Genomic DNA, 20,333 nt, shown 5'->3' with positions numbered 1-20,333 from the left:
CACGCGAGCCAAGACGGGGACGACCATGAGCAGTCTCGAACAAGTCCAACAAATGATTAAGGACAACGACGTCCAGTACGTCGACCTGCGGTTCACCGATCCGCGCGGCAAGTGGATGCACCTTTCGCTGCACAGCAGCCAGATCGACGAGGATACCCTCGAAGAGGGCATCATGTTCGACGGCTCCTCGATCGAGGGCTGGAAGGTCATCAACGAGTCGGACATGAACATCCAGCCCGACCTGAGCACCGCGACGATGGATCCCTTCGCGGCGCAGCCGCAGCTGATCCTCTTCTGCGACGTGCTGGAGCCGAGCACCGGCCAGCCGTACGAGCGCGATCCGCGCACCACGGCCAAGAACGCCGAAGCCTACCTGCGCCAGACCGGCCTTGGTGACAAGGCGGTCTTCGGGCCGGAGCCGGAGTTCTTCGTCTTCGACAACGTCCGCTTCGGCACCGAGATGCACAAGTGCTTCTACGAGTTCCAGTCCGAGGAAGGCCCGTACATGTCGGGCGCGGACTTCGAGGGCGGCAACCTGGGCCACCGTCCGCGCGTGAAGGGCGGCTACTTCCCGGTTCCGCCGGTGGACGCGGGCACCGACCTGCGCGCCGAGATGACGACCGTGATGGAGGAGATGGGCCTGGAGGTGCAGAAGCACCACCACGAGGTCGCCCCCTCCCAGCACGAGCTGGGCGTGAACTTCGACACGCTCGTGCGCTGCGCCGACAACATGCAGATCTACAAGTACGTCGTGCACAACGTTGCGCACGCCTACGGCAAGACGGCGACCTTCATGCCCAAGCCCGTCTTCGGTGACAACGGCTCGGGCATGCACGTCCATCAGTCCGTGTGGAAGGACAGCAAGCCCACGTTCGCGGGCGAGCAGTACGCCGGCCTGAGCGAAACCGCGCTCCACTACATCGGCGGCCTCATCAAGCACGCCCGCGCGCTCAACGCCTTCACCAACCCGACGACCAACAGCTACAAGCGCCTGGTCCCGGGCTTCGAGGCGCCGGTGCTGCTGGCCTACTCGGGCCGCAACCGCTCGGCCGCGTGCCGCATCCCGCACAGCAACTCGCCGAAGTCCAAGCGCGTCGAGGTCCGCTTCCCGGATCCGTCCGCCAACCCCTACCTGGCGTTCTCGGCGATGCTGATGGCCGGCCTGGACGGCATCCGCAACAAGATCCACCCGGGCGAGGCCATGGACAAGAACCTCTACGACCTGCCGCCGGAAGAGCTGCAGGGCGTGCCGAACGTCGCCGGCTCGCTGCGGCAGGCGCTGGAAGCCCTGGAGCAGGATCACGACTTCCTGACGCAGGGCGACGTCTTCACCAAGAGCCAGATCGAGGGCTACCTGGAGCTCAAGTGGGAGGAGGTCACGAACTTCGAGACCAGCCCCCACCCGATTGAGTTCCACATGTACTACAGCGTGTAAGCGCCCCGCTTACTGCGCGTTTTTCGGGGGCCGCGCCCACATCGCGCGGCCCCGTTTTTATGCGCCCCGGGCGCATTTTCCGCGAACGCCGTTTGTTGCGGTGCGCGCGGGAGCACCGTACGTTCGCGCGCATGGTCGCACCCGACGATTCCCAGCCCGAACTGGCCTACAGCGCCGCCGACATCGAGGTTCTGGAAGGCCTGGAGCCCGTGCGCCGTCACCCCGGCATGTACGTCGGCGGAACGGACGAGCGCGCCCTGCACCACCTCGTCGCCGAGGTGCTGGACAACGCCATGGACGAGGCCGTGGCCGGCCACGCCTCGCGCATCGAGCTGTCCGTGGCGCCCGGCAACGTCGTGACGATCCACGACAACGGCCGCGGCATCCCCACGGACCCGCACCCCAAGGCGCCCGAGCGCTCGGCGCTGGAAGTGATTCTCACCACCCTGCACGCTGGCGCGAAGTTCGACGCCAAGGCCTACGCCACGGCGGGCGGCCTGCACGGCGTGGGTATCTCCGTGGTGAACGCGCTCGCCAGCGAGCTGACCGTCGAGGTGGCGCGCAACCGCCGTCTCTACCGTCAGACCTTCCGCCGCGGCACGCCCGTGACGGGGCTGGAGGAGGTGGGCAGCGCGCCCAACCGGCGCGGCACGACGATCACCTTCGTGCCCGACGCCGAGATCTTCCATCACGCCCATTTCCGCCCGGCCACGCTCTACCGCATGGCGCGGGCCAAGGCCTACCTCTACGCCGGCGTGGAGATCCGCTGGCGCTGCGCCGGCGAGCTGCTGACGGAAACCGACGCGGCCACCTGCCCCGACAGCGCCGACCTCTACTACCCCGGCGGCCTGCGCGACGCGCTCACCGCGCAGATCGGCGACCGCGAGACGCTGACGGCGGAGCCGTTGGCCGGGCGCGCCGAGCTGCCCGACGGCCAGGGCAGCGTGGAGTGGGCCATCGCCTGGCCGCGCGACGAGGAAGGCTTCGCCAGCTCCTACTGCAACACCGTGCCCACGCCGCAGGGCGGCACGCACGAGACCGGGCTGCGCAACGCCCTGGTGCGCGGGCTGAAGACCTACGGCGAGATCGCGAACGTCAAGAAGGCCGGCAACATCACGGCCGAGGACGCGCTCGGCGGCGCCTGCGTGTTGCTGTCGCTCTTCATCCCCAACCCGGAATTCCAGGGCCAGACCAAGGAGCGGCTGGCGTCCTCGCACGCGACGAAGCTGGTCGAGCAGGCGGTGAAGGACCACGTCGATCACTGGCTCGCGGCCCGGCCGGAGCGCAGCCGCGCCCTGCTGGAGCGCATCGTCGAGCGCAGCGAGGAGCGCCAGCGCCGGCGCAAGGAGCGCGAGCAGAAGCGCCAGAACGCCTCCCGCAAGCCCCGGCTTTCCGGCAAGCTTTCGGACTGCAGCCGCTCGCGCCGGGACGGCACCGAGATCTTCCTGGTCGAGGGCGATTCCGCCGGCGGCTCGGCGAAGCAGGCGCGCGACCGCGAAACCCAGGCGGTATTGCCGCTCAAGGGCAAGATCCTGAACGTGGAGAGCGCCTCGGGCGACAAGCGCCGCGCCAACCAGGAAGTGAACGACATCACCCAAGCGCTCGGCTGCGGCACGCGGGGCCAGTGCGACCCGGAAAAGCTGCGCTACGAGCGCGTCATCGTGATGTGCGACGCCGACGTGGACGGCGCCCACATCGCCTCGCTGCTGATGACCTTCTTCTACCGCGAGATGGAACCGCTGGTGCGCGCGGGCCGGCTGTACCTGGCGCAGCCGCCGCTCTACCGCCTGAGCGACGGCAAGACGGTGATGTACGCCCGCGACGAGGCGCACAAGGACGAGCTGCTGGCCGAGCGGTTCAAAAAGCCCGACTCCGTCGAGGTCAGCCGCTTCAAGGGCCTGGGCGAGATGCCGCCGCAGCAGCTGCGCGCCACCACGATGTCGCCGGAGGGCCGCACGCTGCTGCGCGTCACCATCGCCGACCACAGCTCGCCCGATCCCAGCGGCGACGCCTCGGAAACCGAACAGCTCGTGGGCCGGCTGATGGGCCGCAGCCCGGAGGCGCGCTTCACCTTCATCCAGGACCGCGCCCGCTTCGTGGAGAGCGACACGCTGGACGTGTGAGCCAGGCCCTGCCCTGACGGTGTGAGGCGGCCGGCCGGGCCTATCCCGTCAGCCACCCGCGCAGGGCGTTGGTGACGGCGGCGGGCCGCTCCAGCGGGGCCAGGTGGCCGGCGCGCGCCAGCACGACGAGGTCGGCGTCGGGGATCCGCTCGGCCATGAATTCGTGCTCGACCACAGGGGTCAGCGCGTCGTTGCGGCCGCACACCACGAGCGTCGGCTTGTCGATCGCGGGCAGCAGCGGCCGGCTGTCGGGCCGGTGCATGATCGCCGTTTGCTGGCGGATGAAGGCCTCGCGCCCCACGCGCTGCGCCATGCCGGTGACGGTTTGCGTGAGCGTCTCGTCGTTGAGGTTCGCTTCGTCCAGCAGCGCCGGCAGCAGGCGCGGCGTGACGCCCTTGAACTTGCCGGTGCGCGCCAGCCGCACAAAGCCCTGGCGGCGCTGCGTCTCCGCCGGGCTGTCCAGGCTCGCGCGCGTATCGATCAGGGCCAGGCGCGTGATGCGCTCGGGCTGCTGGCGCAGCATCTCGAAGGCGACGTAGCCGCCCATCGACAAACCGGCGAGCGCGAAGCGATCCGGAGCTTGGGCGAGCGTGGCCGCGGCCATGTCGGCGACGGTGTCGTGGCGCGTCAGGTCGGCCACCTGCGGCGCAGCGATGTCGGCCAGTCCCGCGACTTGATGCGACCACAGGGCCGCGTCGTTGAGCAGGCCGGGCAGAAAAACGATGGGCGTCATGGTCCCCGATGGCTGGTTCACGGATGGCAGTGGTGGGAAAACACCTCGCACAGCCGAGCACGGCAACCACCGGCGCGCAACACCGACGCGCCGTATGGCCGCGGGCACGCGGCTTTTCAGCCGGGATGTGCGGTCATCCGCGTGTAATTGACACGGGTGGTTGACCCTTTATCCTCCCGACCACATTTTCCGCTTAGTCTCGCATCCCGTTCGCGTACGCCGATCGGATGGCAAGTCCCACGCGGGAACGTTTGGACGATACCGGACTGATATGAACGGATCGCCCATGCGGTCGGCGGCGATCAACAGAAAGGGCGCACGAACCGGCGCATGACATTCGAGGAACTGGGGCTCAGCGACGAGCTTCTCCGGGCGCTTTCCGATTCCGGCTATACCGAGCCGACGCCCATCCAGCAGCAGGCCATCCCGCACGTTCTGCGCGGGCGCGACATCCTGGGCTGCGCCCAGACGGGCACCGGCAAGACCGCTTCCTTCACGCTGCCCATGATCGACGTGCTGGCCGAGGGGCGGGCCAAGGCGCGCATGCCGCGCTCGCTGATCCTGGCCCCCACGCGCGAACTGGCCGCGCAGGTGGCGGAAAGCTTCGACAAGTACGGCCAGAACCACAAGCTCAGCAAGGCGCTGCTGATCGGCGGCACCTCCATCAGCGAGCAGGAAAAGAAGCTCAACCGCGGCGTCGACGTGCTGATCGCCACCCCGGGCCGCCTGCTCGACCTTTTCGATCGCGGGCGCATCCTGCTCGCCGACGTGAAAATCCTCGTCATCGACGAGTCCGACCGCATGCTCGACATGGGCTTCATCCCGGACATCGAGCGGCTGGTCAAACTGCTTCCGCCCATCAAGCAGACGCTGATGTTCTCGGCCACGATGCCGAAGGAAATCCGGAAGCTGGCCGAGCGATTCCTGATCAATCCCAAGGAGGTGTCGGTGACCCCGCCCGCCTCGGCGGCCGAGACGGTGACGCAGGGCCTCATCCGCTGCCCCGGTCAGCACAAGCGCAAGGCCCTGAACAGCCTGCTGGACAGCGAACAGCCCGAGCGCGGGCTGATCTTCTGCAACCGCAAGCGCGACGTGGGCTCGCTGGCGCAGGCGCTGAAGAAGCGCGAGCTGTCCGTCGACGAGCTGCACGGCGACATGGATCAGGGCTCGCGCATGGAGGCGCTGGAGCGCTTCCGCCAGGGGCACAGCAAGCTGCTGGTGTGCTCCGACGTCGCCGCGCGCGGGCTGGACATCCCGGATTGCAGCCACGTCCTGAACTACGACGTGCCCAACAACGCCGAGGACTACGTCCACCGCATCGGCCGCACGGGCCGCGCCGGCCGCTCGGGCAAGGCGTTCATGCTGGCCACCCCGGCCGACGCCAAGACCCTGGCGACGATCGAAAAGACGCTCGGCGGCGAGATCCCGCCGGTTGAGCTGGCCGACGTGCGTGTGCTCGGCCGCGACGAGGTCGAGGGCCCCATCCAGAGCGACGGCGCCAAGACCAAGGACGCGGACGCGGGCAAGCAGAAGGACGGCGGCAAGAGCAGCAAGCGCCGCCGCAGCCGCCGCCGCAAGCAGCAACCCGAGACCGCCGAGGCGGACACCCAGCAGACCGGCGAGCCGGAAGCCGCGGCCACGGCTCAGACCGACGGTGCAGGCGAGCCCGCGCCGGCGGAGGCCGCGTCCGTCGAGGCCTCGCAACCGGCGGACACGGCCGGCGAGCAGCGCGCTGCGGCGGCGGCGCGGGACGCGGCGCCGGCCGCCGCCGAGGCGAATGCCGAAACCGACACCGCCGCGCAAGCCGACGGCGAGGACAAGGCCAAGGCCGGCAGCCGAAGCCGCCGCACGCGCGGCGGTCGCCGTCGGCGCACCAAGGGCCGTCAGCAGCAGGCGGACGGCGGCGACACGGCTGAAGCCGCGGCGCAGCCCGTCGAGGCGGACAGCGAGCCCGCGCAGGCGGCGAACGGACAGCCCGAGGACGGGGACGCCCAGCCGGCCGAGCGCGAGGCCAAGGCGCAGGACAAGCCGGACACGACTCAGGACAAGCCGGACAAGGCCGCCAAGGGCAAGGGCAAGGGCGGCAAGACCGCCAAGTCGGCGCCGCAGCAGCCGGGGTCCACGCTGCCCGAGCGTCAGCGGGAATCCAAAGTGGGTGAGCAGGTGCCGAACGGCCGCAAGTCCAAGCCCTTCGGCGATCACACGCCGGCCTTCCTGCTCAAGCCGGTGCCCGAGTCCGCAACGCTGTAATACCCGCGAGCCAATGAAATCATACGCTGCGAGAGCATAGCCCCATCCCCTGCTGGGTTTCGGACTGACGCCCGAAAACCCATCTCCCGCTTTGCCTCTGTAAGGGGGACAGGCGAGCTTCGCTCGCCTCGCGCGCCGCAGGCGCGCCACACGCAGTGGCACGCCTGTGGCGTGCAAGGGGGAGATAATAGAGGGGGTTAGGGTCGATGATTTCATCAACTCGACGGTATAAAATCCCGGTGTGACGCCCGGGGGCGGCCCGCGCTCCGCCGCGGGGCGGCCATTCCCGCCATACCGGCCCTCGCCACCGGAACGCCATGACGCGGCTGCGCGCTGCCCTGCCCTTCGCCGCGTTCTATGCGGCCGTGTTTCTCGCGCTCGGTATCTTCCTGCCGTTCTGGCCGGTCTATCTGGACCATCGCGGCCTCTCGCCGGCGGCCATCGGCACGCTGATGGCGCTGGGCACCTGGGCCAAGAGCGCGGCCAACCCCGTCGCCGGACATCTCGCCGACCGCCTGGGCCGCCGCCGCGGCGTGATCGCCGGTTTGGCCGCACTCGCCGCCATCGGGGCCGTCGCCGTTCAAAGCGCCACGGGCTTCTGGCCCATCCTGGTTTGCCACCTGCTGCTGTTCGCGAGCTTCCAGGCCGTCATCCCGCTCGGCGAGAGCCAGACGATGGCCGCGGTGGCGGCGGGCGGGCTCGATTACGGACGGCTGCGGCTGTGGGGTTCGCTGGCCTTCATCGCCGGAGTGCTCGGGATCGGCGAAAGCCTCGCGGGCCATGGGCCCGACCTGATCCCGGTAGCTGTGCTGCTCGCCTTTGTCGCGATCGTCCTGGCGGCGCCGGTGCTGCCACCGGCGGAGCGGCCCGCCGACCGCAGCCGGCGCGCGCCGGTTACCGCCCTGCTCCGCGACCGGCAGTACCTTGCCTTCCTGGCTGCCGGCGCGTGCCTTCAGGCCAGCCACGCCGCCTACTACGCGTTTTCCGCCGTGCACTGGAAAGCCGCCGGGATCGCGCCACCCGTCGTCGCGTGGCTGTGGACGGAAGGGGTGGTGGCCGAGATCCTGCTCTTCGCCGTCGGCGGCGCCGCCGTGGCGCGGCTGGGTCCGCGCGGGCTGTTGCTGGCAGCGGGGGTGGGCGGCCTCGCGCGCTGGACCACCCTCGCGGCGACGACCAGCGTACCCGCGCTGGCGGCGGTGCAGTGGCTGCACGGGCTGACCTTCGGCGCGGCCCACCTGGGCGCGATGTACTTCCTCACCCGCCATGCGCCGGCGGGCCTGCAGACCACCGCCCAGGGCGTCTACGCCGCCGTCTCGGGTGGGCTCGCCATGGGGCTGATGACCCTGACGGCCGGCTGGGTGTACGACCTTGCCGGGGGCACGGCCTTCCTCCTGGCCGCCGGCACCAGCGGCGCGGCCCTCGCGATCACGCTGGCGGCGGTCCGCAACCCCCACCCAGTCTAGGCTTGATTTCTGCGCCACAGCCTTTATGTGGTGATACCAGACGAGATCGCTCTGGATTTCACAGCCCAGGCTATCGAGGCCGCGCGATGTTCCGACTCAACCGCCTGACGGACTACGCGGTGGTGGTCATGTCGCAGCTGGGTCCGCCCGACGGTGCGTTGCAAAGCGCGCAACGCATCGCGCGGTCCACCGGCGTGCCGCTGCCCACGGTCGCGAAGGTGCTCAACACGCTCACGCGCGAGGGCATCGTGGACTCCCACCGCGGTGCCGCCGGCGGCTACGCGCTGACGCGGCCCGCCGCCGAGATATCCGTCGCCGAGATCGTGCAGGCGCTTGAAGGGCCGATCGCCCTAACCGCCTGCGTGGACACCGCGCCGGGCTGCTGCGAGGCGGAGGGAATCTGCCCCATGCGCGGGGCCTGGAACAAGGTGAATCGGGCCATCCACGACGCGCTGACGCAGGTCAGCCTCGCGGAAATGATCGAGGACTCGGTGCCCTCGCTGTCCGGGTCCGACGACGACCACGCCACGGTCACCGCCGGTCAAGCCGGCTGACGCCGCGGCCACACGGATCGACAAGCGCCAACGTGCGGGCCTCGCGCACCGCGCGACAATCGGGAGAGACACAATGGCTGCCACGGCTGACACGGTCGAGCAGGTCCAGGAGGTCACGAGCCAGAAGTACAAGTACGGCTTCGTGACCGAGATCGACGAGGAGCGTCCCCCGAAGGGCCTCAACGAGGACATCATCCGGTTCATTTCCCAGAAGAAGGGCGAGCCGGAGTGGATGCTGGAGTGGCGCCTGAAGGCGTTCCGGCACTGGCTGTCGATGAAGCACCCGTCCTGGCAGAAGGTCAACGTGCCGCCCATCGACTTCCAGGACGCCTACTACTACGCCGCGCCCAAGGGCCAGGACAACGCGCCGCAGAGCCTGGACGAGGTCGATCCCAAGCTTCTGGAGACCTACGAGAAGCTGGGCATCCCGCTGCGCGAGCAGGAGATGCTGGCCGGGGTCGCCGTGGACGCGGTGTTCGACAGCGTCTCGGTCGCCACGACCTACAAGCAGAAGCTGGAAGAGCACGGGATCATCTTCTGCTCCATCTCGGAGGCCATTCAGAGCCATCCCGAGCTGGTAAAGAAGTACCTGGGCAGCGTCGTGCCCTACTCGGACAACTTCTTCGCCACGCTGAACAGCGCGGTCTTCACCGACGGCTCCTTCGTCTACGTGCCGCCGGGGGTGAAGTGCCCCATGGAGCTGTCCACCTACTTCCGCATCAACGCGGAAAACACCGGACAGTTCGAGCGCACGCTCATCATCGCCGACGAGGGCAGCTACGTCAGCTACCTGGAGGGCTGCACCGCGCCCCAGCGTGACGAGAGCCAGCTGCACGCCGCCGTGGTTGAGCTGGTCGCCCTCGGCGACGCCGAGATCAAGTACTCCACGGTGCAGAACTGGTACCCTGGTGACGAGGACGGCCAGGGCGGCATCTACAACTTCGTCACCAAGCGCGGCGCCTGCCGGGGCGACAAATCCAAGATCTCGTGGACCCAGGTGGAGACGGGATCGGCCATCACCTGGAAGTACCCGAGTTGCATCCTGCAGGGCGACAACTCGGTGGGCGAGTTCTACTCCATCGCCATCACCAACAACCATCAGCAGGCCGACACCGGCACGAAGATGATCCACCTTGGCAAGAACACCAAGTCGCGGATCGTCTCCAAGGGCATCTCGGCCGGCAAGGCGGACCAGACCTACCGCGGCCTGGTGCGCGTCTCGCCCAAGGCGGCGAACGCCCACAACTTCACGCAGTGCGACAGCCTGCTGATCGGCGACACCTGCGGCGCGCACACCGTGCCCTACATCGAGAGCCGCAACCGCAGCGCCCGCGTGGAGCACGAGGCCACGACCTCGAAGATCAGCGAGGACCAGCTCTTCTACTGCCGCCAGCGCGGCCTTTCCGAGGAGCAGGCCGTCGCCCTCGTGGTCAACGGCTTCGCCCGCGAGGTGCTGCAGCAGCTTCCCATGGAGTTCGCCGTCGAGGCGCAGAAGCTGGTCGGCATCTCGCTGGAGGGCAGCGTCGGCTAACGCGCCGGCACCGGCCACCGAACACACACGCGCGCTTCCGGGGCCGCACGGGCTCGCGGGGGCGCGCGTCCGAAAAAAAACCGGACACACGACGGAGAGATCGAGGACGCCATGGCGCTGTTGGAAATCAAGGACCTGCACGCCGAGGTCGAGGGCACGGAGATTCTGCGCGGCGTCAACCTGTCGCTGAACGCGGGCGAGGTGCACGCGATCATGGGCCCGAACGGCTCGGGCAAGTCGACGCTCGCGCACGTGCTCACGGGCCGTGAGGGCTACGAGGTCACTCAGGGCGAGGTGCTGTTCAACGGGCAGAACGTGCTGGAAATGGAGCCCGAGGAGCGCGCCGCCGTCGGCCTCTTCCTCGCCTTCCAGTACCCCATCGAGATCCCGGGCGTGACCATGACCACCTTCCTCAAGGAGGCGGTCAACGCCGTGCAGAAGGCGCGCGGCGGCAAGGAAGTCGACCCCATGCAGTTCACCAAGCAGATGCGCCAGCGCTGCGACGAGCTGGGCATCCCGCACGACATGCTGCGGCGCTCGGTGAACACCGGCTTCTCCGGCGGCGAGAAGAAGCGCGCCGAGGTGCTGCAAATGGCGGCCCTGGAGCCGACGCTGGCCGTGCTGGACGAGACGGACAGCGGCCTGGACATCGACGCCCTGCGCACGGTCGCGGACGGCGTGAACACCCTGCGCTCGCCCGAGCGCTCGATGCTGATGATCACGCACTACCAGCGCCTGCTCAACTACGTCGTGCCGGACTACGTGCACGTCATGGTCAAGGGCCAGGTGGTGAAGACGGGCGACAAGGAGCTGGCGCTGCGCCTGGAGGAAGAGGGCTACGCGCAGTTCGAGCGCCAGGCCGCGTAACCGTGATCCCCGCCGGCCAACGGGAGCCGAGACGACGATGAGCGAGAGCCTTCAGCAACCCTTCAGCGAGCAGTTCGACGCGCTGTCGAACGCGCGCGCCCTGCCCGGCCACGACCTGCCGTGGCTGACGGCGCTGCGCCGCGCCGGCATCGAGCGCTTCCGCGAGCTGGGCTTCCCCACGCCCAAGGTGGAATCCTGGAAGTACACCAACCTGCGCCCGCTGGAGCGCACCGTTTTCCACCCGGCGACGGACTACACCGCGGGCGTGGAGATCGACGCCGTGCCCAGCCTGATCGGCGAGAAGGCGGGCCACCGCGCGGTCTTCGTCAACGGCCGCTTCCGCGCGGAGTTGTCGCGGCTGGGCCGCCTGCCCGACGGCGCCGAGGTGATGGGCCTGCAGCAGGCGCTGGAAACCGACCCGGCCTTCGTCGAGCGGCACTTCGGCCAAATCGCCGAGAAGCACGAGGACCAGCCCTTCTACCACCTCAACACCGCCTTCACGCGCGACGGCCTGGTGCTGCGCGTCCGCGAGGGCGCGAAGGTCAACGAGCCCATCGAGGTGGTGTCTCTCGCGGCGTCGGGTGAGGAGGCGCTGGCCTACCACCCGCGCAACCTGCTCGTGATGGAGCCCGGCAGCGAGGCCACGCTGGTCGAGCACCACGTGGGCGTGTCCGCCGGCACCACCTTCGCCAACAGCGTCACCGAGTTCTACGTGGACCGCGGCGCAAAGCTGCACCACTACAAGCTGCAGGGCGAGAACGAGGACGCCTTCCACGTCCACACGCTGCACGGCCGCGTGCAGGAGAACGGCTTCTACGACGGCTTCGGGCTGTCGATCGGCGGCAAGCTGTCGCGCAACGAGCTGCACGTCCGCCTGGAGGGCTCGCACGCCGACGCGCGCCTGAACGGCGGCTACCTGCAGCACGGCAAGCAGCACTGCGACAACACCACGCTGATCGAGCACACCGTGCCCGACACCTGGTGCCGCGAGATCTTCAAGGGCGCGCTGTCCGGCAAGAGCCGCGCGGTCTTCCAGGGCAAGCTGCACGTCCATCCCGACGCGCAGCGGACCGACGGCAACCAGCTCTCCCGCGCGCTCCTGCTCTCGGACGAGTGCGAGATCGACGCCAAGCCGGAGCTGGAGATCTATGCGGACGACGTGGTGTGCAGCCACGGCTCCACGGCGGGCGCGCTGGACCGGGACGCGCTCTTCTACCTGCGCAGCCGCGGCATTCCCTACGGCGCGGCCCGGCGCATGCTGGTGGAGTCCTTCCTGGCGGAGGTCGTGCAGGAGATGACCAACGACCACCTGCGCGAGGCCTTCATGCACCAGGTCCGCGACTGGCTGAACCGCACCCCGGCGTGAGGGAGCGCATGAGCGCGATGAGCGAGGCATCCGACACCCTGGCCCGACACGGCGAGACGGGCGCGGTCGGCCTGGACGTGGCGCGTGTGCGCGCGGACTTCCCGGTCCTGCACCAGCGCGTGCACGGCAAGCCGCTCGCCTACCTGGACAACGCCGCGTCCAGCCAGAAGCCCAAGCCGGTCGTCGACGCCATGACGGCGGTGTACGAGCAGTACTATTCCAACGTGCATCGCGGCGTGCACCAGCTTAGCCAGCGGTCGACGGATGCCTTCGAGGCAGCGCGCAACAAGGTCGCGGGCTTCATCAACGCCGCGCGCAGCGAGGAAATCGTCTTCACGCGCGGCGCCACCGAGGCCCTCAACCTCGTGGCCAGCAGCTACGGCCGCCGCTTCTGCCAGGAAGGCGACGAGGTGGTGCTCACCCACCTGGAGCACCACTCCAACATCGTGCCCTGGCAGCTGCTGCGCGACGAGAAGGGCGTGCAGCTCAAGGTCGCACCCATCGGCGACGACGGCAGCGTCACGGCGCAGGACGTCATCGACCTGATCGGCCCGCGCACGAAGATCGTGGCGATCAGCCAGGTCTCCAACGCGCTCGGCACGGTCGTGCCCGTGCAGGAGATCGCGGCGGCGGCGCACGCCCAGGGCGCGGTCGTGGTGGTGGACGGCTGCCAGGCCGTGCCGCACCAGCCGGTGGACGTGCAGGCCCTCGGCGCGGACTTCTACGCCTTCTCCGGGCACAAGATGTACGGGCCGACGGGCATCGGCGCGCTCTACGGCCGCTACGACCTGCTCACCGAGATGCCGCCCTACCAGGGCGGCGGCGAGATGATCGCCAGCGTGACCTTCGAGCAGTCCACCTGGAAGAAGCCGCCCCACAAGTTCGAGGCGGGCACGCCCGCCATCGTCGAGGTCATCGGCCTGGGCGCGGCGGTGGACTACCTGGCCGAGCTGGGCATGGCGAACGTCGCCGCGCATGAGGCCGAGCTGCTGGCCTACGCCACGCAGCGCCTGGACGCTATCGAGGGCCTGCGCATCCATGGCCGCGCGCCGGAGAAGGCGGGCATCCTCTCCTTCACGATGGACCAGGCGCACGCCCACGACGTGGGCACGATCGTGGACCGGGCCGGGGTGGCGATCCGCGCCGGGCACCACTGCGCCCAGCCCGCGATGGAGCGCTTCGGCATCAGTTCGACGGTCCGCGCCTCGCTCGGCATCTACAACACCCACGAGGAAATCGACCAGCTCGCGGACGCGCTCGGGGTGGTGAAGGAGATTTTCGGCTGATGATGGACGAACTGCGCGAGCTGTATCAGGAAGTCATCCTCGATCACGGCAAGAACCCGCGCAACTTCGGCTCGCTCGACGACGCCAACCACATGGCGCACGGCCACAACCCGATGTGCGGGGACACGCTCGTGATCTACCTGCACACGGACGGCGACGGGCGCATCGGCGACGTCAGCTTCCGCGGTCAGGGCTGCGCCATCTCGCTGGCGTCCGCCTCGATGATGACGGAGATCGTCAAGGGCAAGAGCGTGGCCGAGGTGGAAAAGCTCTTCCACGCCTTCCACGAGATGTGCACCCACGACGATCCCGACATCCCCGAGGACGTGGACAAGGACGCCCTGGAGCAGCTCCAGGTCCTCTCGGGCGTTCGCGAGTTCCCCACCCGGGTCAAGTGCGCCACCCTGGCCTGGCACACCCTGGATGCCGCCGCGCACGACCAGGGCGAGATTTCGACCGAGTAGGTCGCGATCAGACAACGCGCCGCACGCTGCGGCAGGAGGACGACGATGGATCCCGTCTTTGGCATGCCGACCGACCCCGAGGAGACCGAGGGCTCCCAGGCGACGGCCGGCGAAGCACTCACCGACACCAGCCAGATCGCGGACGACGATCGCGTGATCGCCGCGCTGCGCGAGGTCTACGATCCCGAAATTCCGGTGAACCTTTACGACCTCGGCCTGATTTACGACATGGCGATTCAGGACAACGGCGACGTCAATGTCCTGATGACACTGACCACGCCCGCCTGCCCCGTGGCCGCGGAAATGCCGCAGCAGGTCGCGGACGCCGTGTCCACCGTCCCCGGCACCGGCAAGGTCACGGTCACGCTGACCTGGGAGCCGCCGTGGACGATGGAAAAGATGAGCGAGGACGCGAAATTGGCCCTCGGGCTCGGGTGAAGGAAAAACCCCCACGCGTCCTGGTGTTGGGCCGTCGCGGCACACGCGTTAGACTGCATTATGGCCGTGCGCCGGCCACGCCGATTTGAGGAAAGGGACACACCGATGATGAGTCCGGCCCTGGTCACGCTGACCGACAACGCCGCGAACCGCATGAAGGAGCTCATCGCCCAGAGCGACGAGCCCGTGCAGGCGCTCCGCGTGGGTGTGCGCACCAAGGGCTGTTCCGGGCTCAGCTACCATTTCGAGTACGCCCACGAAAAGCGCGAGAACGAGGACGAGATCGAGGACAAGGGCGTGAAGATTTACCTGGAGCCCTCCTCGATCATGTTCCTCTTCGGTGCGCAGATCGACTATCAGGAAGGGCGCATCGAAAGCGGCTTCGTCTTCAACAACCCCAACGAAAAGGGCCGCTGCGGCTGCGGCGAAAGCTTCACCATATAGCTTGGAAGCTATCGGCGTCAGTCACGAGACTTCGGTGAGGCCATCCGCGATATCGCGCTGGTCGAATAAATGCCCCGACGTCCTCTCCGTCGAGCTTGGAAGCTATCGGCGCCTGTCGCGCCACGTCGGTCGAAAGCATCAGCGCCACGCAAGTCGCGGCGAGCGCGGGGACTCCTATCCGATGGTAGCTTGAAAGATACCGGCGTTTGTCACGCTGCGTCGGTGAGGCCATCCGCGATATCGCGCTGGTCGAATATACGTTTCGGTGGTCTCGCCACCGAGCTTGGAAGCTATCGGCGTCCCGTCACGGGCGGTACACTCCGCGCATGGCCGATCCCACGCGCATCCTCATCATCCAGGGCCATCCCGATCCGGCGGGCGGACACTACGGCCACGCGCTGGCCCACGCCTACGCCGAGGGCGCGGAAGCCGGCGGCCACACGGTCGAACGGGTGGCGGTCGCCGAGCTGGATTTCCCACTCGTCCGCTCACAGCAGGATTTCACCGAAACAGAGCCACCGGCCGCCATCGCCGGCGCCCAGGCGGCCGTCGAGCGGGCACAGCACATCGTCCTGATCTATCCGCTCTGGCTCGGGACGATGCCGGCGCTGCTCAAGGGCTTTCTGGAACAGGTCTTCCGCCCCGGCTTCGCGTTTTCCTACGAGAAGAAGGGCTTTCCCAACGGCCGTCTGACCGGCCGCTCGGCCCGCGTCGTCGTCACGATGGGCATGCCGGCCTTCGCCTACCGCTGGTGGTTCGGCGCGCACAGCCTGCGCAGCCTGGAGCGCAACATCCTCAAGTTCTGCGGCATCGGCCCCGTGCGCGACAGCCTCGTCGGCAGCGTCGACAGCGCCGCCGCCCACCGCGAAAAGTGGCTCGCCCGCATGCGCGGGCTCGGCCGCGCGGCGCGGTAAGCTGGCGAGGTTACGCTGCTGCCGCTGCCACAACCCGGCTTTCCGGCAGGTACAGGGTCACGGCGGTCCCGACGCCTTCCTCACTTTGCAACTCCAGATCGCCGTCGTGCATCAGGGCCAGCTTTCGGCTCACCGCCAGCCCGATGCCCGTGCCCTGCTTGCGGTGGTAACGGGCGTTTTCGCCTTGCCTGAACGGCTCGAAGATGCTGTCCAGATCCGCCTGCGCGATCCCCGTGCCCGTGTCACGCACCGTGATCGATACAGGGCCGTCGGCCGTGGCCTCGACGCTCACGCGGCCACCTTCGGGCGTGTATTTCACGGCGTTGGTCAGCAGGTTCAACAGGATCTGGCGGAGCGCACGCTCGTCCGCGCACACCCGAAAGCCGTCGGTTACGTGGTTGGCGAGCGCCAGCCCCTTGGCGTTGGCCTTGGGGCGGGCGATCGCGACGGCTTGCTGCACCACCTCGGCAATCGGCACGTCCCGCTCGTTCAACTCGTAGCGCCCGACCTCGATTTTGGAGAGGTCGAGGACGTCGTTCACCAGCTCCAGCAGGTGCTCGCCGCTGGCACGGATGTCGCGCACGTAGTCGCGGTACTGCGGTTGGCCCAGCGGCCCCATCAGTTCCTGCTCCATGATCTCGGCATAACCGATCACGGCATTGAGCGGCGTGCGCAGTTCGTGGCTCATTGACGCCAGGAAGTCGGACTTGGCCGCGTTGGCCCGCTCGGCTTCGTCGCGGGCGCGGGTGCGTTCCTCCAGGCTGTTTTCCAGTTCTCGCTGATACCACGCCAGGCGCTGGGCCGTGCGCTGACGCAAGCGCGCGAACACAACCAGCCCCGCGATGATCATGAGCAGCAGCACCCCGATCACTGTCGCCGCAAGAACCAGATAGGGGTGGGTGTCCCACACCCGCTCAGGCTCGTTGACGCGGATGGTGTCCTCGGGAAGCGCCGCAGGATCGATGCCGTAGCGATCCAAGAGCGTGTAATCGAAGATGACGCGGTTGGGACTTTCAGTTTGAACCGGGATCTCGCTTGGGGCGGTGCCCTGGAGAATCCGGCCGGCCATGTGGCCGGCAACACGCCCCTGCACCCGGTGGCTCACCACCCGGCCGCCCAGCAGGCCCTCACCGATGCCCTTGCGCCAGAGGTAATACACGGGAGCGTCGGTGTGGCTGACGATCGCGTCCAGGCTTCGCTCGAAGCTGCGCGTTTGCCCGCTTTCGTCCTGAAACGCGGACAGCAGCAACAGGTCGCTCTCCGGCGGCAGCGCCGCCAAGCGGCGCTCGAACTCGGCAAACGTCATCTCCGCCAGTGAAATGACCTTCAGCTCGATGGCGGGGATGTCCGCTACCACCGTGCGCAGCCGCTCCAGCAACGCGCGGCCCGTCGTGCTGGCGTCGCTGATCACATGGACCGCCCCGTCTTGCGCTGTCAGCCGACGCATCAGGCGCAAGGTGCCGGCCATGGAGCTGGACTCCACAACCCCTGTGACGCCGGGGTTCGATTGCTGGCGCCGCGCGAGGTCGCGGTCGTTGACACCCAGGAACACGATCGGGGTTTCCGCGAACATGCCCTTTTGCTCGGCCAGCGCGAACGTCAGGGCGTTGTCGTCCGCGGCGATGACGAGGTCGTATTCGGGGGCGTTGGCGAGCTTGTAGCGAAGGCGGCTGCGGAACTCGGCGACGTTGCGCTGCTCGGGAAAGCGCTTCGTGTCCATGAACTCGACGTCGAGCTGATAGGCGTGTTCGCCCAGCCCGGCTTTCGCGAGGCCCGCCCGAACGCCTTCGATCTGGTCGTCAACGTGCGAGAAGGTGGGGTGATAGGCGCTCAGCAAAAGCACCCGTTTCCCCTCCGCCTGCACCGGCGCAGCGATCACGAGCACCGCGAGCGCCACCAGCACGGTTGCCGCGGCAGAGGCGGTTCGGGCGATCAGGCGCATGGTTCGCGGCGTCAAACGTGTCGGTCGCAATTCGCTGTATCTGGCAAGCACGCCAAAATTTGTACCCTATTCGGGTAGCCGTCGAAACCCGCGGCCCATTCAAACACCGATGGAACCACGGCGGCCGATATCGGCCTGGTGCCGGGCACCCGCATTGATGGCGTTCTCACGGGATTAAACGGCCCACCGTTTTCGGCAGCCGATATGGGCCTGGAGTCCGAAACGCCCGCATTGATGGCGTTCGGACGGGATTAAACGGCCCACCGTTTTCGGCAGCCGATATGGGCCTGGAGTCCGAAACGCCCGCATTGATGGCGTTCGGACGGGATTAAACGGCCCACCGTTTACCCGGATCGCAAATATCGAACGGCGACGTCGCGTTCGAAGAGGTAGAGGAGCACGCGCAGCGCCTGCCCGCGCTCGCCCTGAAGCTCCGGGTCGCGGTGGAGGACGAGCTGGCTGTCGTCGCGAGCTACGGCGAGCAGGTCCTCGTGCGCGCCCGGATCGGCCACGCGGAACTCGGGGAAGCCGCTCTGGCGCGTGCCCAGCACCTCGCCGGCCCCGCGCAGGCGCATGTCTTCCTCCGCGATTTGGAAGCCGTCGTCCGTCTCGCGCATGATGCGCAGGCGTCCCCGCGCCGTTTCGCCGAGCGGTCCTTGGTACAGCAGGACGCAGGTGCTGCGGGCCGAACCCCGCCCGATGCGGCCGCGCAACTGATGAAGCTGCGCCAGCCCGAAGCGCTCAGCGTGCTCGATCACCATCAGGGTCGCGGCGGGCACGTCCACGCCGACCTCGATCACCGTCGTGGCGACCAGCAGGTCCACGTCGCCGTCGCGGAAGGCCGCCATGACGCGCTCTTTCTCGGCACTCTTCATGCGGCCGTGGACGAGGCCGACGCGCCCGCCGAAGCGCTCCTTCAGCACCGCATAGCGCTCTTCCGCCGCCGAAACGTCGGTCTGCTCGCTCTCCTCCACCAGCGGGCACACCCAGAAGACCTTGCTGCCCTGGTCCATGGCGCGGGCGACGCCGTCGACCACCTCCGAAATGCGGTCCAGGGAGACGGTGCGCGTGTCCACCGGCTGCCGGCCCGCGGGTTTTTCCGTGATGCGCGAGGCCTCCATGTCGCCGTAGGAGGTCAGCAGCAGCGTGCGCGGGATGGGCGTGGCGGTCATCACGAGCACGTCGACGCCCTTCCCCTTCGCCTGGAGCGACATGCGCTGGTGCACACCGAAGCGGTGCTGCTCGTCGATGACCGCCAGCCCGAGGTCGTGAAATTCCACGGACTGCTGGAAGAGCGCGTGCGTGCCCACGGCGATGCCGGCGGCGCCGGTTCGCAGCTTTTCCACCGCCTGCTGGCGCGCGGCGCGGGTGTCCTTGCCGGTGAGCAGCAGCGTCTCAACGCCCGCCGCTTCCGCCATGGGCTGGATCGTGGCGAAGTGCTGGCGCGCGAGCACCTCCGTCGGCGCCATGACGGCGGCCTGACAGCCGGCTTCCACCGCCGCCAGCATGGCCTGGACGGCCACGACCGTCTTGCCGCTGCCCACGTCGCCCTGGAGCAGCCGCAGCATGCGGTGCGGCGCGGCCATGTCGGCCAGCACCTCGTGCACCGCCTCGCGCTGGCTGCCCGTCAGCTCGAAGGGCAGCGCCGCGAGCGCCTTCGCGCGCAGGTGCCCGTCGCCCTGGATCGCCCGGCCCTTCAGGCGCGTCTGCTGGCGGCGCACGAGGGCGAGCGCGAGCTGGTTGGCCAGGAATTCGTCGTAAGCCAACCGCCGCCGGGCGGGCGTGTCGGGTTGCAGGTCGGCCTCGCGTTGCGGCGCGTGCGAGGCCTCGACGGCGTCGCGCCACACGGGCCAGCCCTCGCGCTCGCGGTGCGCGGGGTCAAGCCATTCCGGCAGGTCGGGCGTGCGCGACAGCGCCGCGCGGATGGCCTTGCGAACCACCTTCAGCACCAGCCCGGCGGTGAGCGGATACACCGGCTCCACGCCCTGCACCTCGCCGCGCTGCTCGGGCGGGACGACGTGGTCGGGGTGCTGGATCTGCACCCGGCCCTGGTAGTGCGAGACCTTGCCGCTGACCACGCGCCACTCGCCCACCGGCAGGAGGCGCGTGAGGTGGTCGCCCTTCACGTTGAAGAACACCAGCTCCAGCACGCCGGTGTCGTCCATGCACATGACGCGGTAGGGCGCGCGCTGGGAGCGCGGCGGGCGGTGGTCCTCGACGCGCACCGTCAGCGTGGCGACGCGGCCGTCCTCGGCCTCGCGCACGCTGGGGGCGTGGCTGCGGTCGATGACGCCCGTGGGCAGCAGCCACAACAGATCCACCACACGCTCGCCGGCGAGCTTCGCGAACGCCTTGGCGTTGCGCGGCCCGACGCCCTTGAGCGTGGTGATCCCGGCGAACAGCGGATTGAGGATCTGCGGGCGCAGGGCTGCTCCCTCCCCGTCTCGCGGCGTCCCGCGATCCCATAGCAGGCACGCGCCGCCACCCCAAGCCGTGACAGCTGGGGCAGGTTCGCTTATATCC

Annotated in this window: 16 protein-coding genes; 13 read left to right on the top strand and 3 right to left on the bottom strand. The window is 68.6% G+C overall.

Features of this window, described 5'->3' with window-relative positions; all coding sequences use genetic code 11:
- Positions 1-25 precede the first annotated feature (25 nt).
- Both glnA and parE read left to right on the top strand, forming a co-directional pair.
- Complete coding sequence (gene glnA / locus BLQ43_RS03140) at positions 26-1,435, top strand: type I glutamate--ammonia ligase (protein ID WP_090018683.1); 1,410 nt, start codon at positions 26-28, stop codon at positions 1,433-1,435.
- 131 nt (positions 1,436-1,566) lie between these two features.
- Positions 1,567-3,558: a DNA topoisomerase IV subunit B gene (gene parE / locus BLQ43_RS03135; protein ID WP_090018682.1), complete on the top strand. Its 1,992-nt coding sequence runs from the start codon at positions 1,567-1,569 to the stop codon at positions 3,556-3,558.
- Between the two features lie 40 nt (positions 3,559-3,598).
- On the opposite strand, the gene BLQ43_RS03130 is transcribed toward parE, so the two are convergent.
- Positions 3,599-4,291 (bottom strand): alpha/beta fold hydrolase, encoded by a 693-nt coding sequence (locus tag BLQ43_RS03130; protein ID WP_090018681.1) that lies wholly within the window; start codon positions 4,289-4,291, stop codon positions 3,599-3,601.
- Between the two features lie 330 nt (positions 4,292-4,621).
- Between BLQ43_RS03130 and BLQ43_RS03125 the strand changes: the two genes are divergently transcribed.
- The 11 genes from BLQ43_RS03125 to BLQ43_RS03075 all read left to right on the top strand — a co-directional run bounded on the left by BLQ43_RS03125 (position 4,622) and on the right by BLQ43_RS03075 (position 15,868).
- Entirely contained in the window at positions 4,622-6,541 is a 1,920-nt protein-coding gene (locus BLQ43_RS03125; RefSeq protein WP_090018680.1) for a DEAD/DEAH box helicase, read from the top strand.
- Positions 6,542-6,858: 317 nt separating this feature from the next.
- The gene (locus BLQ43_RS03120; protein ID WP_090018679.1) at positions 6,859-8,004 is read left to right on the top strand and encodes an MFS transporter; all 1,146 of its coding nucleotides are present in this window, start codon (positions 6,859-6,861) and stop codon (positions 8,002-8,004) included.
- A gap of 86 nt (positions 8,005-8,090) precedes the next feature.
- On the top strand, positions 8,091-8,558 hold the full coding sequence (locus BLQ43_RS03115) for an SUF system Fe-S cluster assembly regulator (RefSeq protein ID WP_090018678.1): 468 nt from the start codon (positions 8,091-8,093) through the stop codon (positions 8,556-8,558).
- 73 nt (positions 8,559-8,631) lie between these two features.
- On the top strand, positions 8,632-10,089 hold the full coding sequence (sufB, locus tag BLQ43_RS03110; protein ID WP_090018677.1) for a Fe-S cluster assembly protein SufB: 1,458 nt from the start codon (positions 8,632-8,634) through the stop codon (positions 10,087-10,089).
- Between the two features lie 111 nt (positions 10,090-10,200).
- Positions 10,201-10,956: a Fe-S cluster assembly ATPase SufC gene (gene sufC / locus BLQ43_RS03105; RefSeq protein ID WP_090018676.1), complete on the top strand. Its 756-nt coding sequence runs from the start codon at positions 10,201-10,203 to the stop codon at positions 10,954-10,956.
- Between the two features lie 37 nt (positions 10,957-10,993).
- A complete protein-coding gene (sufD, locus tag BLQ43_RS03100) occupies positions 10,994-12,322 on the top strand; it encodes a Fe-S cluster assembly protein SufD (protein WP_090018675.1) in 1,329 nt (442 codons plus the stop codon).
- Between the two features lie 17 nt (positions 12,323-12,339).
- Entirely contained in the window at positions 12,340-13,608 is a 1,269-nt protein-coding gene (locus tag BLQ43_RS03095) for a cysteine desulfurase (protein WP_090019114.1), read from the top strand.
- On the top strand, positions 13,608-14,072 hold the full coding sequence (gene sufU, locus BLQ43_RS03090) for a Fe-S cluster assembly sulfur transfer protein SufU (RefSeq protein WP_176758493.1): 465 nt from the start codon (positions 13,608-13,610) through the stop codon (positions 14,070-14,072). The genes BLQ43_RS03095 and sufU overlap by 1 nt, the downstream gene beginning before the upstream one ends.
- A gap of 45 nt (positions 14,073-14,117) precedes the next feature.
- A complete protein-coding gene (locus BLQ43_RS03085; RefSeq protein WP_090018674.1) occupies positions 14,118-14,510 on the top strand; it encodes an SUF system Fe-S cluster assembly protein in 393 nt (130 codons plus the stop codon).
- Positions 14,511-14,615: 105 nt separating this feature from the next.
- The gene (locus BLQ43_RS03080; RefSeq protein WP_245659431.1) at positions 14,616-14,954 is read left to right on the top strand and encodes a HesB/IscA family protein; all 339 of its coding nucleotides are present in this window, start codon (positions 14,616-14,618) and stop codon (positions 14,952-14,954) included.
- Positions 14,955-15,280: 326 nt separating this feature from the next.
- Positions 15,281-15,868, top strand: a complete 588-nt coding sequence (locus BLQ43_RS03075; protein ID WP_090018673.1) for an NAD(P)H-dependent oxidoreductase — start codon at positions 15,281-15,283, stop codon at positions 15,866-15,868.
- 10 nt (positions 15,869-15,878) lie between these two features.
- On the opposite strand, the gene BLQ43_RS03070 is transcribed toward BLQ43_RS03075, so the two are convergent.
- On the bottom strand, positions 15,879-17,810 hold the full coding sequence (locus BLQ43_RS03070; protein WP_090018672.1) for a sensor histidine kinase: 1,932 nt from the start codon (positions 17,808-17,810) through the stop codon (positions 15,879-15,881).
- A gap of 344 nt (positions 17,811-18,154) precedes the next feature.
- Positions 18,155-20,236 (bottom strand): ATP-dependent DNA helicase RecG, encoded by a 2,082-nt coding sequence (gene recG / locus BLQ43_RS03065; RefSeq protein WP_090019111.1) that lies wholly within the window; start codon positions 20,234-20,236, stop codon positions 18,155-18,157.
- Positions 20,237-20,333: the final 97 nt, after the last annotated feature.

This window comes from Limimonas halophila (genome assembly GCF_900100655.1).
GTDB classification, from domain to species: domain Bacteria; phylum Pseudomonadota; class Alphaproteobacteria; order Kiloniellales; family Rhodovibrionaceae; genus Limimonas; species Limimonas halophila.
This window is presented reverse-complemented; position numbering and strand designations above follow the sequence as displayed.

Bases quoted from the DNA above. Each gene is read 5' to 3' on its own strand.
- glnA (WP_090018683.1), top strand. From the start codon at position 26: ATGAGCAGTCTCGAACAAGTCCAACAAATGATTAAGGACAACGACGTC.
- parE (WP_090018682.1), top strand. From the start codon at position 1,567: ATGGTCGCACCCGACGATTCCCAGCCCGAACTGGCCTACAGCGCCGCC.
- BLQ43_RS03130 (WP_090018681.1), bottom strand. From the start codon at position 4,291: ATGACGCCCATCGTTTTTCTGCCCGGCCTGCTCAACGACGCGGCCCTG.
- BLQ43_RS03125 (WP_090018680.1), top strand. From the start codon at position 4,622: ATGACATTCGAGGAACTGGGGCTCAGCGACGAGCTTCTCCGGGCGCTT.
- BLQ43_RS03120 (WP_090018679.1), top strand. From the start codon at position 6,859: ATGACGCGGCTGCGCGCTGCCCTGCCCTTCGCCGCGTTCTATGCGGCC.
- BLQ43_RS03115 (WP_090018678.1), top strand. From the start codon at position 8,091: ATGTTCCGACTCAACCGCCTGACGGACTACGCGGTGGTGGTCATGTCG.
- sufB (WP_090018677.1), top strand. From the start codon at position 8,632: ATGGCTGCCACGGCTGACACGGTCGAGCAGGTCCAGGAGGTCACGAGC.
- sufC (WP_090018676.1), top strand. From the start codon at position 10,201: ATGGCGCTGTTGGAAATCAAGGACCTGCACGCCGAGGTCGAGGGCACG.
- sufD (WP_090018675.1), top strand. From the start codon at position 10,994: ATGAGCGAGAGCCTTCAGCAACCCTTCAGCGAGCAGTTCGACGCGCTG.
- BLQ43_RS03095 (WP_090019114.1), top strand. From the start codon at position 12,340: ATGAGCGAGGCATCCGACACCCTGGCCCGACACGGCGAGACGGGCGCG.
- sufU (WP_176758493.1), top strand. From the start codon at position 13,608: ATGATGGACGAACTGCGCGAGCTGTATCAGGAAGTCATCCTCGATCAC.
- BLQ43_RS03085 (WP_090018674.1), top strand. From the start codon at position 14,118: ATGGATCCCGTCTTTGGCATGCCGACCGACCCCGAGGAGACCGAGGGC.
- BLQ43_RS03080 (WP_245659431.1), top strand. From the start codon at position 14,616: ATGATGAGTCCGGCCCTGGTCACGCTGACCGACAACGCCGCGAACCGC.
- BLQ43_RS03075 (WP_090018673.1), top strand. From the start codon at position 15,281: ATGGCCGATCCCACGCGCATCCTCATCATCCAGGGCCATCCCGATCCG.
- BLQ43_RS03070 (WP_090018672.1), bottom strand. From the start codon at position 17,810: ATGCGCCTGATCGCCCGAACCGCCTCTGCCGCGGCAACCGTGCTGGTG.